Origin of the sequence: Methylobacillus gramineus, from assembly GCF_020532675.1 — a bacterium.
Lineage (GTDB): Bacteria > Pseudomonadota > Gammaproteobacteria > Burkholderiales > Methylophilaceae > Methylobacillus > Methylobacillus gramineus.
The window spans coordinates 1,656,212-1,672,927 of sequence record NZ_JAJAVE010000001.1 but is presented as its reverse complement, the minus strand read 5'-3'; the positions used below and the strand labels follow the sequence as shown (position 1 = coordinate 1,672,927).

General features: G+C 52.0%; 18 protein-coding genes. 3 read left to right on the top strand and 15 right to left on the bottom strand.

Annotated features, from left to right (window positions below):
- The first annotated feature begins 70 nt into the window (after nt 1-70).
- Complete coding sequence (locus tag LG201_RS07810) at nt 71-1,078, top strand: class 1 fructose-bisphosphatase (protein WP_226771595.1); 1,008 nt, start codon at nt 71-73, stop codon at nt 1,076-1,078.
- Here the strand turns inward: LG201_RS07810 and LG201_RS07805 are convergent.
- From LG201_RS07805 to panD, 4 genes are read right to left on the bottom strand one after another with little or no spacing between them, the layout of a single operon-like run.
- Nucleotides 1,068-2,507 (bottom strand): cryptochrome/photolyase family protein, encoded by a 1,440-nt coding sequence (locus tag LG201_RS07805; protein WP_226771594.1) that lies wholly within the window; start codon nt 2,505-2,507, stop codon nt 1,068-1,070. The genes LG201_RS07810 and LG201_RS07805 overlap by 11 nt on opposite strands.
- Nucleotides 2,507-2,974, bottom strand: coding sequence for a 23S rRNA (pseudouridine(1915)-N(3))-methyltransferase RlmH (gene rlmH, locus LG201_RS07800; RefSeq protein ID WP_226771593.1), 468 nt, complete (start codon nt 2,972-2,974; stop codon nt 2,507-2,509). Before rlmH ends, LG201_RS07805 begins: the two co-directional genes overlap by 1 nt.
- A gap of 10 nt (nt 2,975-2,984) precedes the next feature.
- Nucleotides 2,985-3,344 carry a ribosome silencing factor gene (gene rsfS / locus LG201_RS07795; protein ID WP_226771592.1) on the bottom strand — a complete coding sequence of 120 codons (360 nt, stop codon included), beginning with the start codon at nt 3,342-3,344 and terminating at the stop codon, nt 2,985-2,987.
- Entirely contained in the window at nt 3,344-3,724 is a 381-nt protein-coding gene (gene panD, locus LG201_RS07790; RefSeq protein ID WP_226771591.1) for an aspartate 1-decarboxylase, read from the bottom strand. The genes rsfS and panD overlap by 1 nt, the downstream gene beginning before the upstream one ends.
- A gap of 96 nt (nt 3,725-3,820) precedes the next feature.
- Here panD and LG201_RS07785 point away from each other — a divergent pair, with 96 nt between their 5' ends.
- Nucleotides 3,821-5,563 carry a DUF4153 domain-containing protein gene (locus tag LG201_RS07785; RefSeq protein WP_226771590.1) on the top strand — a complete coding sequence of 581 codons (1,743 nt, stop codon included), beginning with the start codon at nt 3,821-3,823 and terminating at the stop codon, nt 5,561-5,563.
- Between the two features lie 38 nt (nt 5,564-5,601).
- Here the strand turns inward: LG201_RS07785 and LG201_RS07780 are convergent, their stop codons facing one another.
- From LG201_RS07780 to LG201_RS07770, 3 genes are all read right to left on the bottom strand, one after another.
- Nucleotides 5,602-8,016 carry a TonB-dependent receptor gene (locus LG201_RS07780; protein WP_226771589.1) on the bottom strand — a complete coding sequence of 805 codons (2,415 nt, stop codon included), beginning with the start codon at nt 8,014-8,016 and terminating at the stop codon, nt 5,602-5,604.
- A gap of 95 nt (nt 8,017-8,111) precedes the next feature.
- Nucleotides 8,112-9,092, bottom strand: a complete 981-nt coding sequence (locus LG201_RS07775; protein ID WP_226771588.1) for a FecR domain-containing protein — start codon at nt 9,090-9,092, stop codon at nt 8,112-8,114.
- Nucleotides 9,089-9,652, bottom strand: a complete 564-nt coding sequence (locus LG201_RS07770; RefSeq protein ID WP_226771587.1) for a sigma-70 family RNA polymerase sigma factor — start codon at nt 9,650-9,652, stop codon at nt 9,089-9,091. Before LG201_RS07770 ends, LG201_RS07775 begins: the two co-directional genes overlap by 4 nt.
- A 105-nt stretch (nt 9,653-9,757) precedes the next feature.
- On the opposite strand from LG201_RS07770, the gene ypfJ reads away from it, so the two are divergent.
- Nucleotides 9,758-10,603 (top strand): KPN_02809 family neutral zinc metallopeptidase, encoded by an 846-nt coding sequence (ypfJ, locus tag LG201_RS07765; protein WP_226771586.1) that lies wholly within the window; start codon nt 9,758-9,760, stop codon nt 10,601-10,603.
- A 53-nt stretch (nt 10,604-10,656) separates the two neighbouring features.
- On the opposite strand, the gene LG201_RS07760 is transcribed toward ypfJ, so the two are convergent.
- From LG201_RS07760 to LG201_RS07725, 8 genes are all read right to left on the bottom strand, one after another.
- Nucleotides 10,657-11,448, bottom strand: coding sequence for a CDP-diacylglycerol diphosphatase (locus LG201_RS07760; RefSeq protein WP_226771585.1), 792 nt, complete (start codon nt 11,446-11,448; stop codon nt 10,657-10,659).
- A gap of 103 nt (nt 11,449-11,551) precedes the next feature.
- A complete protein-coding gene (gene panC / locus LG201_RS07755; protein WP_226771945.1) occupies nt 11,552-12,388 on the bottom strand; it encodes a pantoate--beta-alanine ligase in 837 nt (278 codons plus the stop codon).
- An 8-nt stretch (nt 12,389-12,396) separates the two neighbouring features.
- Nucleotides 12,397-13,185 carry a 3-methyl-2-oxobutanoate hydroxymethyltransferase gene (gene panB / locus LG201_RS07750; RefSeq protein ID WP_226771584.1) on the bottom strand — a complete coding sequence of 263 codons (789 nt, stop codon included), beginning with the start codon at nt 13,183-13,185 and terminating at the stop codon, nt 12,397-12,399.
- A gap of 6 nt (nt 13,186-13,191) precedes the next feature.
- Complete coding sequence (locus LG201_RS07745) at nt 13,192-13,839, bottom strand: deoxynucleoside kinase (protein WP_226771583.1); 648 nt, start codon at nt 13,837-13,839, stop codon at nt 13,192-13,194.
- A 9-nt stretch (nt 13,840-13,848) separates the two neighbouring features.
- The gene (folK, locus tag LG201_RS07740) at nt 13,849-14,331 is read right to left on the bottom strand and encodes a 2-amino-4-hydroxy-6-hydroxymethyldihydropteridine diphosphokinase (RefSeq protein ID WP_226771582.1); all 483 of its coding nucleotides are present in this window, start codon (nt 14,329-14,331) and stop codon (nt 13,849-13,851) included.
- Between the two features lie 3 nt (nt 14,332-14,334).
- On the bottom strand, nt 14,335-15,708 hold the full coding sequence (pcnB, locus tag LG201_RS07735) for a polynucleotide adenylyltransferase PcnB (protein ID WP_226771581.1): 1,374 nt from the start codon (nt 15,706-15,708) through the stop codon (nt 14,335-14,337).
- A gap of 107 nt (nt 15,709-15,815) precedes the next feature.
- The gene (locus tag LG201_RS07730) at nt 15,816-16,220 is read right to left on the bottom strand and encodes a YeeE/YedE family protein (RefSeq protein WP_226771580.1); all 405 of its coding nucleotides are present in this window, start codon (nt 16,218-16,220) and stop codon (nt 15,816-15,818) included.
- Between the two features lie 10 nt (nt 16,221-16,230).
- Nucleotides 16,231-16,662, bottom strand: a complete 432-nt coding sequence (locus LG201_RS07725; protein WP_226771579.1) for a YeeE/YedE family protein — start codon at nt 16,660-16,662, stop codon at nt 16,231-16,233.
- Nucleotides 16,663-16,716 lie beyond the last annotated feature (54 nt).

Here is a 16,716-nt window from a genome sequence, read left to right as displayed (position 1 = left end):
GCAATGAGCCCTAGGCTGCGCCATTCCGGCTTAAAACGTGATCATATTTATTTCCTGATGGAAGAAATGCATGCACCCACCTACCTTATTACATTTTTTTGAAACCCAGCAGCATGGTGTCGATCATTCCCAACATCTGTTGTCGGTGATTGGGGACATTGCCCAAGCCTGCAAGCTGGTGGCCAGAGAGGTCAGTCATGGCGCATTGTTGGGCAATATGGGCAATGTCGGGCACGAAAATATTCAGGGTGAACAGCAAAAAACACTGGATGTGATTAGTAACGATATCTTCATCAAGATGGCCGAAGACAATCCTTATATCGCAGGCATTGCCTCTGAGGAAATGGAGCATACGCTTGAGTTCTCAGCCAAGGCTGGTGGGTTTCTGCTGGTATTTGATCCTTTGGATGGTTCGTCCAACGTCAATCTCAACCTCTCGGTGGGCAGTATCTTTTCAGTATTGCCTGGTCCTGACAGTGAAGGGCCCCTGACTGAGCAGGATTTTCTCCAACTGGGCACGCAGCAAGTATGTGCAGGGTATGCATTGTATGGTACGTCTACCATGCTGGTGTTGACTACAGGCCAGGGCGTGAACGGATTTACGCTCGATCCTGATAGCGGTGAATTCATGCTGACGCATCCAGCGATGCGTATTGCCCCTGAAGCGCAGGAGTTTGCCATCAATATGTCCAATCAGAGATTCTGGCAGCCGCCTGTGCAGCGCTACATTGATGAGTGTTTGGCGGGTACTCAAGGAGCAAGAGGCAAGGATTTCAATATGCGCTGGGTGGCCTCCATGGTGGCGGAGGTGCATAGGCTGCTGATTAGGGGCGGGGTGTTTTTGTATCCCCTGGACAGCCGTACCAAGGGCAAGGGCGGGCGTTTGCGGCTGCTGTATGAGGCCAGTCCCATGGGCTGGTTAATTGAGCAGGCTGGTGGCCTTGCGACGACAGGGCACAAGCGTCTGTTGGAAATAGAACCAACTGCACTGCACCAGCGGGTGCCGGTGATATTAGGCGCACAGGAGGAGGTTGAGTTGTTGCTCAGTTATCATTCGCTGAAAGATCCTACGGCTTGATGCCCTGATCAGGATTGGATGCCTGTTTGTACAATGCCAATACCTGTTCTCGCCTGGTGGCATGGTCTACCACTGGCAGTGGATAGTGTTTGCCGATCAGGATGTTCAGTGATTGCTGGCGCAGGGGTGGGATCAGCCAGGGAGCATGGATTTCATTGTTGTCACACTGCGATAGCTCAGGCACATATTTGCGGATGAACTTGCCTTCAGCATCAAATTTTTCTGATTGAGTCACCGGGTTGAAGATACGGAACCATGGTTGTGCATCGCATCCGGTAGAGGCGGCCCATTGCCAGCCGCCATTATTGGCGGATAGGTCGAAATCAATCAATTTTTCTGCAAAATACTGCTCACCCCAGCGCCAGTCAATGAGCAAATCCTTGACGAGGAAACTGGCTGTTACCATGCGCAATCGATTATGCATGTAGCCAGTCTGGTTGAGCTGGCGCATGGCAGCATCCACCAGCGGGTAACCGGTACGGCCTTCACACCAGGCGGCAAACAGCGATGGGTCATTGGGAAACGGAATTTGATTGAATTCGGGCCTGAAAGCCTGGCCTGCAGCTACTTGAGGGTGGTGATGCAATATCTGGAAATAGAAATCGCGCCACAATAGCTCGTTGAGCCAGGTTTCGGCGCCTTGCCCCCCGGTATTCCAGGCAGTTCTTGCCAGGTGACGGATGGAAACAGTGCCAAAACGTAAGTGCACTGACAGGTAGGAGGGGCCTTTAATGCCAGGAAAGTCCCGTGTGTCACGGTAGCGCTGGATGCGTTGGCTGAAGTCTTCAAATAGTGCGACTCCACCCGACATACCCGTTGGTAGTTTGAGAGACTGCAGGTTGGTAGGTTCGAACCCAAGGCTCTGCAGGTCTAGCATGGGCTCATGGGGATGAGCAGCCAGACTCCCCAGATACCGGTCTACTGGATAGGCCTTCAGGTAAAAGTCATTGAGTGTTCTGAGGCAGGCATTCTTGTAAGGCGTGAAGACACTGAATGCGGTACCGGTTTTGGTGAGAATTTCATTTTTCTCGAAAATGACCTGGTCTTTGTAACTGTGGAATTCAATATGGCTCTGCGCCACGGATTGTTGCACTGATTGATCGCGCTGGATGGCAGCAGGTTCGTAATCGTGGTTACAGAACACGGCTTCCACTTGCAGCTGCTGGGCCAGTAAGGGAATGAGTTTGACGGGATTGCCGGTTCTGACAATCAGCTCGCCTCCATGCTGTTGCAGAGCGGATTTGAGTTCTCTAACGCTCTCCCAGATAAACTCGACCCGACGGTCAGCCTTGTCGGTCAGAGCGGTAAGAAGGTCAGTATCAAAAATGAAGACGCAATACACCTGCCTGGCGGATTTCAGCGCATGGTAAAGTGCTGCATGGTCATAATCGCGCAGGTCACGCCGGAACCAGACGAGGGCTTTGTCCATTATTCGCGGTGGTAGGGATGATTGTTGATGACGCTATGGGCGCGATAAAGCTGCTCACTCAGCATCACGCGTACCATGCCGTGTGGCATGGTGAGGCGCGACAGGCTCCACAGCCAATCAGCTTGTTGCTTGATATCTTCATGCAGGCCGTCAGCACCGCCTATGATCAGGCTGATGTCACGGCCGTTTCCCAGCCAGGTTTTCATGCGCTCTGCCAGTTGCAAGGTGCTGACTTCCTGGCCGCGTTCATCCAGAGCTACCAGGTAGTCGCGTCCAGCGGCTTCCAGTATGCGCTTGGCTTCAGCTTCCTGTACAACGGCCGCATTTTTCCCGGAAGCGCGTTTGTCAGGCTTGATCTCGACGATATCTACCGACATTTCGCGAGGCATGCGCTTGATATATTCGGTGCATGCGGATTGCACCCAGTCTGGCATTTTATGACCGACAGAAATAATCCGCAGCTTCAAGAGGGGCTAACTACTCTGTGGGTTTGATATGACCGCGGCGGTTTTCGGCCTCACCCCAGAGTTGTTCCAGGTTGTAATAGGCACGGGTAGCAGGAATCATGACGTGAACGACGATATCGCCCAGGTCAACCAGCACCCATTCACCTTCTTTTTCACCTTCGGTGCCTTGCAGGTTGGCACCCTTGGCTTTGAGTTTTTCGCGTACGTTATCGGCAACAGCCTTGGCCTGGCGCGTGGAGTTCGCGCTGGCGACTATCATGTAATTGGTCATGGAGGTGAGCTTGCGCACATCCATCACCGTGATATCAAAGGCTTTGATATCTTCCAGCGCGTCGACGACGGCCAGCTTCATTTCTTCTAGATCTAGCATTAGGCGGCTTGTACAGGTATATGCTGGCGTTGGTCCTTGATACGGTTTTCTGTATCAACGTACACCAGTTGGGGGTTAAATGTTGCCAGCTCAGCTTCGGTATAGCTGGCATAAGTCGCAATAATCAGCAGATCGCCGGGGCTTGCCTTGCGGGCAGCCGCTCCGTTGACCGAAATTGTGCCGGAATTACGCTGGGCGCGAATGGCGTAGGTTGTGAAACGTTCACCGTTATTGATATTGTAGATGTCGATTTGCTGGTATTCACGGATGTCCGCGGCTTCCAGCAACGCTTCATCAATGGCGCAGGATCCCTCATAGTCCAGCTCCGAGTGCGTTACGCGCACGCGATGTAGCTTGGATTTGAGCATAGTTCTTTGCATGGCCTACCAATTGTAATGTAAAAATAAGACCGGCTATTATAGTGTAAACAACACGCTGAATAAATGAAGTTTTATTGCAGAGGGAGATATAGCATTATGGATAAGCAAGAGCGGGGCTGGATAATTGCCTGGGCTGCACTGCAGGGAGTGAGCCTGTGGTTGCTGCACGAGTGGCTGCTGAAGCTATCAATACCAGGACAGTATTTTAGTTTAATTTGGCCCTTATATGCCGTGATCATCACCCTGCCACTCAGCCTGATGGTGCTTTCCCACTATCGCCAGCAGACACTATTGTGGAGCATGGCAACCGGCTTTTCCGTACTGATGGCAGGCGCTGCAGCTTATATGGGGCACCAGGCATGGGTGGCGGACTTACCGGTCAATAAAACGGGAGAGCTGGGCTTTATCCTGAATGTGATCGCCTTATCCAGCTGGTTTGTCTTGCTGCCGTTTGCCGAACATAAACTGAGCCGGGGTAGCTGGGCCAGCGATTACCCACTGCTCTTTTCTGCGGCCTGGCGCAACTGGATCAAGCTGATGCTGGCGGCGCTCTTCACCGGGCTGTTCTGGACATTATTGTTCTTGCTTGCGGGCTTGTTCAAGGTGCTCAATGTCAACACGCTCATGGATTGGTTTACCAGCAGAATCTTTGCCTATCCAGCCACCACCATTATCTTTGGCATAGGCCTTTCTCTTTATGCCGCCAAGGAAGAGGCCTTGGTGGGGATTTACCGCGCAAGCCTGAATATCCTGGGCTGGTTGTTGCCACTCGTGAGTTTTATCCTGCTCCTATTCTTGTTGGCTTTGCCTTTCCAGGGCCTTGCGTTGCTCTGGAAGACAGGCTATGCCACCAGCCTGATGCTGAGCTTACTGGCCTGGACCGTATTTTTGTTCAATGCAGCCTGGCAGGATGCTTCAGGGGAGCAACGTTTTCCCAGATGGCTATTGCGTTTTATAGGCCTAAGTTTGCTGGTAATGCCAGTGTATATCGCATTGTGTGTGTATTCCCTGGGTTTGCGTGTTACCCAATATGGTTGGACCATTGATCGCGTCTGGGCCGCCCTGGTGATTGTCGTCATGGCGATTTATGCGCTGGGTTATGCCTGGGTGGTGTTGCGTCGGCAACCGATCTGGATGGCATCTGCCAGCCGGGTGAATATCGGTGCGGCCCTGATCACCGTGGCACTGGCGATCCTGACTTGTAGCCCGGTGCTGGATCCGGCCAGGATTGCCGTGAATAGTCAGGTGGCGCGTTTGTTGCAACAAAAGGTGGATATCAGCAGTTTTGATTTTGAGTATCTGCGCCTGGAAGCTGGGCGTTATGGTAACCAAGCATTGTTGAGTCTCAGTCGCGAGCAATCTCACCCACAAGCGGCCTTGCTCCGGAAAAAAGCGACCGATGCGAGTAAGGTGACCTACCGTACTTTTAAGCCAGGGAATGGTCCAGAACAGAGTGACGAATCAGTGCGGCAACAGCTCAAGATATATCCGCATGATGCCGAGCTTCCAGCGGCATTTCTTCAGGAGGTACGTGAGCAGTTGAATCGGCAGGCTTTGTACCTTAATTGCCAGAAAGACAAGCCTTGCCCAGTGCTTAAATTGGATCTGAATCACGATGGCATGGATGAACTGATTTTACTCAATGGCTATTCGAGCCTTATTTTTGAATTGAGCCAGGGGCGATGGAAGTCGAGTGGCAGGTTAAGCGGAGTGGATCTACATAAATTGAACACGCAGGAAACCCTGCAAGCATTGGATAGCCAGGACTTTGCCAGCAAGCCAGCGCGCTGGGGCGAATTGTGGATAGGTGATATGAAGTATGGGGTTCAGGGCGAATAGGGCTGTAGCAAGGTAATACCTGGCTACAGCTCCGGGAGCTAGAGGTCTATGGATGCGGACAAGACAAACGTTCTGGGGATTGCTGGAGACACAGCTCCCCAGGATGTGATGCCAGACCAGTAATCGCGATCAGCAAGATTCTGGATGGTGGCGCGTAAAGTGGTATTCCTTCCAGCAATGCTGGTTTGATAACGGCCACCAATATCGATTCTTGTCCATGATGGGATGCTCAGCGTATTGGCCTGATTAACATATTGCTTGCCTGTATAAATTAAGTCAGTGGAAAGCGTCAGGCCTGAAATCCCGCTAACATCCCATTCCAGCCCTAAGTTGGCTTGCTGTTTGCTGGTGCCGATAGGACGATTCCCTGCAACGTTGGATAAGGCAGAGCTGGTAATTTCACTATCCAGAAGCGTGATGCCGCCTATGGCACGTAATGCTGGCGAGATTGTGCCATAGCCATAAAGCTCCAACCCTCTGTTGCGTTGTTCACTATTGGAAGAAAACACGCCGTTACTCAAACCCCCGCTAGGTTTTTCAATCTGGAACAGGGCGGCCGTAGTCATGAAATGTCCGGTGTCATACTTGATACCCGCTTCATATTGCTTGCTCTTGTATGGGGCTAATACCTCGCCATAGTTCACCGCTGCAGGCGGGGCAATATCCCCTTTGCTGAGGCCCTCAATATAGTTGGCATAAAGAGACAGGTTCTTGACGGGCTGTATCACAATCCCTACTGCAGGCGTCGAAACACTACGGTCATAACGATTGTTGCTGCTGAGTCCTAGCGCATTGTAATTGGTGGTTTTGATCCGCTGGTGGCGCAGACCCAGTGAAAGCTGCAGCTTATCATCCAATATCGACATCGTATCGACGAGCGCAAAGCTAGTGTTTTGGTTGTCGTAAATACGCGGGATATTGCCTGGCCTGGAAATCTGCTGCTCGGCATAATCTGTAGTGTCATAGATGTTGGATGTGACTGTTGTTCCTGCACGCAGGGCACGATCCAGTCGGTCTCGATAGACGCTGGTCTGGAAAGTCACGGAGTGCGCGATAAAACCAGTCTGGAATTTGCTGCGTAAGCCGGCATCATAGGTGGTCCGAGCTACGTCAAATACTCCGTAGGTTGGGGTTACCTGGGTTGTACCACTTTCGTTCACCAATCGTGGTGCTGAGTCGTAAACCCGAGACACCTTGGCTGAGGATGTACCAGCGTTGGCAAATAACGAAAGATGCTGGTTGATATCGTATTCCGTGCGCAGCAAGACGGATTGCTCTTTGTTTTCTGACCACTCCCAGGGTTGGGTTACATTGCGCTTGCCGTCTGGTGCGCTGGGCATGCGGCTAATGCCTGATGGCATCAATGGGCGGCTAGGGGCATTGATATCTTCTTTCTGCAGGATGATGTCTAGCGTAGAACGGAAGCGCTCGCCCTCAAAATCCAGTGCCAGTGCGCCGGTGTGGCCTTCAGTGGATTGCTTGTCCACCGCGGTGTCGCCGTTGTAATAACTACCGTTGAAACGAACCCCAAGCTGGGCATCAGAGCCAAAGCGCCTGCCTATATCCAGGTGACCACCAGCCTGATTATTGCTGATCAGTGTTGTGGTCAAGTTCGTTACATCACGATTGGCTCTCTTGGGAGCAATATTAATAACACCGCCGACCGAGCCATTAGGGGAAATGCCAAACAATAAGGCGCCTGGCCCCTTGATGACTTCAATGCGTTCCACATACTCTGTCCGTACTCGGTAATTGGGTGCAATACCATAAATACCATCAAAAGCGATTTCGCCGGAGTTACCCTCCCAAATTGGGAAACCGCGGATATAGAGATTATCCACATTACCTCCAGGTAATACCGTGTAGCGTACTGAGGGATCACGATTGATTGATTCAGCGATGGTTCTGGCCTGCTGATTCTGTATGGATATCGCGGTGTAACTGGTGGTGCTGAAAGGTGCGCGCATATTAGATGTGTTGCCCAACACACCTAGCCTGACGCCTTTAGCGACCTGTTCGCCAGCATATGCCGAGGGTAATAGGTTGATGTTTTGGTCGCCTGCGCTGACTTTAATCTCAGGGAGTATTTCGGCTCTATGTTCTCGTGGGATGATGGTATAGCGCTGATTGTCTTGCCGTTTGACACTTAGGCCAGAACCTACCAGCAATTTCTCAAAACCAGATTCCACTGTATATCGGCCATTGAGGCCTGTGCTGGTTTTTCCGTCTGCCAACGATGCATCGGCAGAAAGCAGGATGCCTGATTCGGCAGCAAAGTGGCTGAGTGCCTGGCTCAAAGGGCCTGCCGGGATATGGTATTCGTGCAGTGGGGTGCTGGTTTCAGCAGCGTGGACCATGTTCATGCTGCTGAGTGTGCTGCCAAGTGAAAGTGCGAGTATGGCTGCACGCCATTGACGCGCCAGCGGCTTGATGGAAATCTGAGGTGTATGCATGAGGCTCCCTGATTCTGTATTTAGAAATGAATGGCTTTATCTCTAAACCGAAGCACTGTTAAAAAAGGGAACCCTGGCGCTGAAATTTTGCTGGATTAAGGTCGTGGTACCAGTTCAATCGTATTGGAGGTGGAGTGTTGCAGCTTAAGCGGCAGCGTGTTGGCAATCTCGTCCAGTACAAGCGGTACATTGCTGAAAGGATAAGCACCCATCAGTCTTAGGTGGGCTATTTCGGGCGCAACGCTGAGTTTGCCTGGAAAGTAATTTCCCAGCTCGGCAATAAAGTCATCAAGCCTGCGGTTATCTGCGATCAGAGTGCCACGGGTCCAGGCTTCTCGTGCAAGAGAGGCTGGCTGGGGATGCTCAATATGGCTGGCATCAAACCGTGCTTGCCACCCCGCAACAATGATGAAGGACTTGCCTTGTTTGGGGCTAATCGCAACCTGACCATCATAAACGGCGAGCAGGGTATGCTGCGCTTGCTGCTGCACGCTGAAGCGGGTGCCCAATGCGGTCAGACGTCCATGGGGAGTATCTACCACCAATGGGCGGGAGGGCTGGTCAGTATCTTTGCCTGACTGCAGCAAAATCTCACCGGCAATCAAGCGAATGCGGCGTAATGTCATGCCATATTCCACCTTGACCTGACTATGCGTGTTGAGCCATAGCTTGCCACCATCGGCCAGGGGGAGCATCCCAGTTTTTCCTAGCATGGTGCTATGTGTCTCGGCGCTTGCGGTCAGAGTGGTAGCCCAATCCTGCCAGGGGCTATAGCGTTTCAGTAACATGCCGCTAATCAAGGCGGTGCCTGCAAATCCCAGCAGTTTTAATGCCTGGCGGCGTGATGTGGGACGGTTCAAGGCATTGAGCGCGGCGGGCTTGATGGCAATGTCTGATAGCTGGTGGAATGGCGAGTTGATGGCCTCGACTTCTTGCCAGGCGGTCTGGTGCAATGGGCTGGCGTTAAACCAGGTCTGCCAGGCATGTCGATCATGCTCACGTACCTGGTCATCGCGCAATACAGCAAACCATTCTGCTGCCTGCTGCAAGGCCGTGAGTTCAGCGTTATGGCTCATGTCCGTGCTTCGTTGAGTTCACGCCTCAATAGCAGGCAATGCAGCATGGCCGTGGCCATGTATTTTTTCACCATGCGTTCCGAGACTCCAATGATATCTGCAATTTCCTGATAGGTCAGGCCGTCGATCTGGGCAAGCAGAAATGCCTGTTTGGCCTTGGGGTTCAGGCGGTTCAGCATGGCATCAACTTCGAGCAGGGTTTCGAGGATGATAGCTTGCAACTCTTGCGAAGCCGAAGATGGCTGGTCATGCAGGCTTAATGCATCCAGATAACGCTGCTCCAGCTCCTGGCGACGCCACTGATCAATCAGCAGCCCCTTGGCAATCCTGACCAGATAGGCACGCGGTGTTGTTAGATCCTTTAGCGCTTCATGCTTGAGCAACAGCCGCATAAATGCATCCTGGGTAATATCCGCAGCATTGTGTGGACACCCCAGTTTTTTGCTGAGCCAGCCTGACAGCCAGCCATGGTGCTCATGATAGAGCTGGCCGACCTGATTGGATTTTAGACTGTCTGAAATGGACATGGTGGAGTAGTTGGTTCTGATAATTATTCTCATTCTATCGCTTGGCAGAATGCACAGGCAATAATATTTATCGGCAGCTGGTGCGGGATTAATTTAGGATTGGCAGACAATAGGATCGTCGCCAACAGGGAGATAAAAATGAAATGGGATGGATTTCGGCGTTCTGGCAATGTTGAAGACAGGCGTGGCGGTGGAGGCGGGCGAAGTGTTGGGCTTGGTGCCGTGGTAATTGCATTACTGGCAGGCTGGATATTTGGCGTGAATCCGCTGACGATACTCGGCTTGCTGGATGGAGGCAGCAGCCCTTCTGTGCAACAAGGCACTGCACCGGCAGGGGGTGACAGGCAGGCCATGTTTGTTTCCACCGTGCTGGCCAGTACCGAGGATGTCTGGGGCAAGTTGTTCAGTGATGCAGGCAAGCGCTACCAGGAACCAAAGCTGGTGCTGTTTGGCGGGCGTATCAACACCACACAAACCGGCTGTGGAGTGGGGGAGAGTGCAATGGGGCCTTTCTATTGTTCTGCCGATCATACGGTGTATATCGATCTTGGATTTTATGAAACCCTGGAACGGCAACTGGGTGCTCCAGGGGAGTTTGCCCGGGCCTATGTGATTGCGCATGAAGTTGGCCATCATGTGCAGAATCTGCTGGGAGTATTGCCCAAAGTTGATCAATTGCGTGCACGTGCCACTGAGGTGGAAGCCAATCGACTGTCTGTGCTGCAGGAGTTACAGGCGGATTGCCTGGCGGGCGTCTGGGCACATCATGCCGATAGCCAGTACAACATGGTGGAAGCTGGAGATATTGAGTCTGCGCTCAATGCCGCTGCCCAGATTGGCGATGATAACCTGCAAAAACGCGGTCAAGGCTATGTAGTGCCGGAGAGTTTTACCCATGGCAGCAGTGAGCAACGCATGCAGTGGTTTAATACAGGTTATAAGGATGGAAAAGTGGAGGCTTGCGATACTTTCAGCAAGAGATAATTACAAAGGCAGTTCAATACTGTTATTTGTTAAATGATTCATAAAGTGCAGGCTTAATGAAAAAGCTGGGGGCATTCATGATCCTGGATTTCTTCCATGGAGGCATGAGGCAGCAGGCCGGATTGTTGACTGGCGAGCAGGATAAAACGGCCATCCTGCATGGTGGCTAACCCAAGGCCGAATTCTTCCATATGGCCTTGTGCTTGTGGCAAGCCCTGATTCAGCAGTTGAAAGGGATTGCGATCGGTCAGCTCGCTTTGGCTCATGGTCCTTGCCCAGTATGGATGCTGATTCATGCCATTGTTGATGCGTTGCCATTGCTCATTCAGCCCGGGTGTCAGGCTATCCAAATGCTTCCTGAATGCAGGCTTAAGGCAGGATATATGAATATGGAGCTGGTTTTGTGTGCGTGCGCGTCTAGCGTTAATGGTGAGGGAAAGGGCTTGGTCAGGGATCGCTTGTCCGTACAGCTGGTTCAGCCAGCTACGTTCCTGCCAGGCGTGGGCAACAAGATGGTGCCCCGTTGGGCCTAGCAGCATAGCTGACTCAATGCCGCTGATTTTCTCAGTGGGAATCAGCAAGTGTTGTAAAGGGCCGACTCTGTCCTTGAGGATGACATATTGATCAGCCAGATTGACCTTGGCACAAGGCGTGGGTGCGTGCTCGGTAAGCTGGTGCGGCACACATTGTTCATGGGTGATGCGCCATAATGCATCGGCGGTGTTAACACGATGTGCGGCTGCAAGTGGCGACGCCGAGGAATTACAGCCGATGAGCATGATTATGCTTAAGAGCAAGCTGGCATAGCGAATCAAGCAGGAACAAGCTGAAATAGTAGATTTCATGGTGGGCAGGCAGAGTTGGGGTGCCAGCAGAGTAGCCTGTGATTAATACGGCAGTATGATCATGGGCTTTGTCTTCGCGCTAACTTGCGCGGTACTCGGAAGCTTAATTCTCTAAAGAAAACTCGATGTTATCTATCAGCCTTGTTTTACCCTGTTTGGCGGCCCCCAGCACGACCAGCGCCGTGTCCTCAGCGCTGGCTGGTGCGAGGGTGGTCGCAGAGCGGATTGAAATGTAATCAACGATCCAGCCCAGTTGCGTCAAGTATTGGCTGGATTGTGTCTCGATCAATGCATAGTCCCGGTTGCCTTTTTTTACATTGTCGACCACCATCTGCAGGGTGCGGTACAGGCGCTGCGCTTCCAGCTTCTGTGCTGGAGTCAGGTAACCATTGCGCGAGCTGAGCGCGAGGCCACTATCTTCGCGCTGGGTATCCCCTGCGATAATGTTGATTGGCAGGTTGAACTGCCTGACCAGTTCACGAATGATGAATAGCTGCTGGAAGTCCTTGCTACCAAAGATGGCGCTATGCGGTTGCACGATGTTGAACAGTTTCATGACAACGGTAGCCACGCCTCTGAAATGGCCTGGCCGGTTTGCGCCACAGAGCTCATTGGCAATCGGTGGCGGTTCGATCAACATGGTTTGTGCCACGGGGTAAAGTGTTTGCTCAGTGGGCGTGAAGACAACGTCAGCGCCTGCTGCGATTAGTTGTTCGCAATCTTCCTTCAAGGTGCGCGGATAGCTGGTGAGGTCTTCATTGGCACCAAATTGCAGTGGATTCACAAAGATACTGACCACTACACACTGTCCGTGCTTCCGGGCTTGTTCTACCAGATGAATATGGCCTGCGTGCAGGTTGCCCATGGTGGGGACAAAGGCAATCGCTGCTTCTTGCGCCAGGCACTCACGCAATACATCGATTTTGGCAATAATTTCCAACTCAGATCTCACTCAAAACTATGTTCTGCTGCCGGAAAAGACTTGTTTTTTACGGCCGCCACATAAGCCGTTACGGCTTCCTGAATGCTGGAATTATCTTGCATGAAATTGCGCACGAAACGCGGTGATTTTCCTGCATAAATTCCCAGCATATCCTGTAACACCAAGACCTGTCCGTCACAGTCCACCCCCGCGCCAATCCCTATGGTCGGGATCGTGAGCGCTTCACTGATGGTGCGGGCGAGGCTACTCGGTACCATTTCCAGTACCAATAGCCCAGCACCAGCTTCCTCCAGTATCTTGGCATCTTCCAGCAGCTGTTTTGCAGCGGCTTCACTGCGACCTTGTACCCGGTAACCACCTAATTGGTGCACCGATTGGGGCGTCAGGCCCAAATGACCGCATACAGGAATGCCACGTTCAACCAGAAACTTCACGGTTGAGCGCATGATGGTGCCGCCTTCGACCTTGACCATGTGCGCGCCAGCGGTCATCAATACCGCGGCATTTTCAAATGCCTGCTCCGGCGTTTGCTGGTAGCTGCCGAAAGGCATGTCGGTCACGATCAAGACATTGCTGGTGCCATTGGCTACACAGCGTGTGTGATATTGCATATCCGTCATGGATACCGGCAAGGTACTACTGTGGCCTTGTATTGTCATGCCAAGGGAGTCGCCTACCAAGAGGACATCTACACCGGATTTTTCAGATAATGCGGCAAAACTTGCATCGTAGCTGGTGAGTACGGCGATTTTCTCGCGGTTCTGTTTCTTTTGCTGCAAGGAAAGCAGATTCATGCCCACTTACTCCATATTGGGGTTGAAGAATTCGCGCCTGCTGCGTATTTGCATCACTCTCTCAAGCAGCATATTCATTGCGGATTCTTGTTCCGTAATGTCGAGTTTTTCATTGTTGACGATGAGTACCGGCGCCCCGTCGTATTGGTGGAAGAAGTTGCTGTAAGCATCGGCAAGTCTGCCAAGGTATTCCTTGGGGATTTCCTGCTCATAGCTGGTGTGGCGCTGGTTCACACGCTCATGCAGTGTATCGACCGGGGTTTGCAGATAGATCACCAGGTCTGGTGTTGGCACCTGAACATGCAGATGTTTGTACATCTGGCGATAAAGCGCATATTCCTCATCGTTGAGATTCATCTGGGCAAATAACGGGTCTTTTTCAAGAAAGAAGTCAGCTATCGTATGTTGACTAAACATGTCGCGCTGGTTGAGGCTACGTATTTGTTCTACTCGCTGAAACAGGAAGAACATCTGGGTGGACAAGGCATAGCGTGGGGCATCCTGGTAAAACTTGGGCAGAAACGGATTGGCATCTGCATTTTCCAGTAGCAGGTTTACCGGAAACATATCACCCAGCTTGCGCGCAAGCGTACTCTTGCCACTGCCAATAGGGCCTTCAATGACGATGTAATGAAAACGGTCAAAAATACTCATCACGCTCTTCTAGTCCACTATTCTTTCAACGCCCTGGTCCATACAGTGCTGTGCCAGCTCAACCACCTTGCCATGACCGGGAATGTCTAGTTCTGCAGCAATTTCAGCCAGTGGCAACAGTACAAATCCACGTTCATGCATGCGTGGGTGAGGTACCGTCAGTTCTGGCGTCTGCAGCGATGCACCTTCATAAAATAGAAGGTCTAGGTCCAGCACCCGGGGTGCATTGGGAAACGGACGCTCACGACCATGTAGTGTTTCCAGTGCCAATATGGCATGCAGCAACTCCAGTGGGGCAAGACCGGTCTCTATCTCGGCAACCGCATTGATGAAGTCTGGCTGATTATCGTAGCCAACCGGTGCGGTGCGGTAAAGCGATGAGGCCTTGACCAAGGTGGTCTGTGGTAATGAGGACAGCTCGCTTAATGCACGCGTCACTTGAATGTCGGGCTGCTGCAGGTTGCTGCCGAGGGCGATATATGCACGTGCCACGGCTTAATCTCCAGCGTTGGCGCTTGGCTTGCTCGGGCTGCGACGACGTCTGCGTTTTTTCGGCGTGGTATCAGGCTGCAACATCGTAAGGCGTTGCTCGCCATCTGCCAGCGCAAAGGCTGTCCACCACTGCCCAAGCTCTTCAGGTAATTCGCCAGACTCGCAACGGAGCAGCAGAAAATCATAGGCAGCACGATAGCGCGGGTTTTCCAGCAGGCTGTATGGCCGCTTGCCAGAGCGCTGTTCAAAGCGTGGTTGCAATCCCCAGATTTCTTTCATCGTGATACTGAAACGCTTATGGATAGCCATTTTTTCTGACTGAATGTCAGACACTTCATCCATGGCCATATGCAATGCTGGAATCGGTCGCTGACCTTGCTTCTCAAATTTCTTCCAGGCGAGCAATACCTCGTGCCATAGCAAGGTGGCAAAGAGAAAGCCTGGAGAAACCGGCTTCTCTGCCAATACACGGTCATCGGTATTTTTCAGCGCAATCTTGACGAAGCGCTCACCCATGGGTTGTTCCAGCACAACATCCAGCAAAGGCAGCAAGCCATGATGCAGCCCATGCTGGCGTAAGGCACTGGCGCTTTCCAGCGCATGCCCGGACAGGAATAGTTTAAGCATCTCGTCAAACAGCCGAGAGGGCGGTACATCATGTAGCAGATCAGCCAATTGTGAAATGGGCTTTTCCGTGGCGGCATCTAACTTGAGCCCTAGTTTTGCTGAAAGCCTGACGCCTCGGAGCATGCGCACCGGGTCTTCACGGTAACGTGTGGCAGGGTCACCAATCATGCGCAGGATACCCGCCTGGATATCGGCTACGCCATTGTGGAAATCCAGCACTTCTTCGCTTGAGGGATCGTAGTAGAGGGCATTTGCCGTGAAGTCGCGACGGACAGCGTCTTCTTCCTGATTGCCAAAGACATTGTCACGCAAAATCCGACCGCTATCGGCCACCTTGGAATCACCTTCATCGCCCAGATGGCTTCCACGGAATGTGGAGACTTCAATCGTCTCATCACCAAACATCACGTGAACCAAACGAAAACGACGGCCAATAATGCGCGAACGGCGGAAGATGCGATTCACCTGTTCCGGCGTGGCATTGGTGGCGATATCAAAATCTTTGGGGCGTTTTTTCAGCAAAAGATCGCGCACTGCACCGCCGACGATAAATGCTTCAAAACCGGCTTTCTGCAACCCATCAGTGGTTTTGATCGCCGCATGACTAATCAATTTGCGATCAATACGATGTATTTTTGATGGAATGCGCTTGGCATTGCCAGTACCGGAGGCTCGTGCGTCTTTGACGACAGGGGGCGATGCGGGTTTTTTGGAGGACTGAAAAACGCGTTGCAGCAGTTTTTTGATCATTATCGGGTTTAGCCTGACGTTCTGGAGCGCTAAAGAGACCGATTATAACGTAAGCAAGTGAATCGACACACCGAGATCACTGTAATTACGTATGACTCATCACCTGGTTATTGATATTTTCTGCCTATCAATAAGCCTATCAACATGGTGATAGTGAAAATAAAAGGAGACATTCCACCACTAATCAAGGATGTCACTGCAGGGCCAGGACAATAGCCGCCCAGCCCCCAGCCTATACCGAAGATAACTGCGCCTATGGTCAATTTCCGGTCAATGGTGGTTTTTTTCGGTAACTGTATTTCATTTCCAAGCAGCGATTTGGATCGTTTTTTTGCCAGCTGGAATGCAGGAAATGCAACGAGAATAGCCCCTCCCATGACCAGTGCCAATGACGGGTCCCAGTGGCCGGACAGGTCAAGAAAGCCGATGACTTTTGCTGGATTGGTCATACCTGACAATATCAGGCCTACACCAAATAGCAGGCCGATCAGGAAAGTGCTCAGAAAATACATATGGGCTTACTCATGAAAATACATGGCGGAGCAGGAATACTGTGAGGAACCCTGAACCCATGAATAGAAGGGTGGCGATCAGTGAGCGTAATGATAAGCGAGAAAGCCCACAAACGCCGTGGCCGCTGGTGCAACCGTTACCTAGGCTGGTGCCGAATCCGACCAATAGTCCGGCAATAGCCAGTGTGGAGAGATCACCGACGTTAATGACGGATGGCAGGGTGGTGAAGCTGCCGTAAAGCAGGGGCGCCAGGATCAGGCCTGTAATAAAGGCAAGGCGCCAGCCTGTTTCTAGACTACGGAATTGCAGCAGGCCGCCAAGAATGCCGCTGATACCGGCAATCCTGCCATTCAGCAGAATAAGTGCAGCCGCTGATAGGCCGATGAGCAGCCCACCAGCCAGAGATGACCATGGGGTGAAGGCATTCCAGTCTATGCTCATGAGGCAGCGCTTTCCTGTTGAATATCAGACTTTATAACAGAGTTAATGCTTATT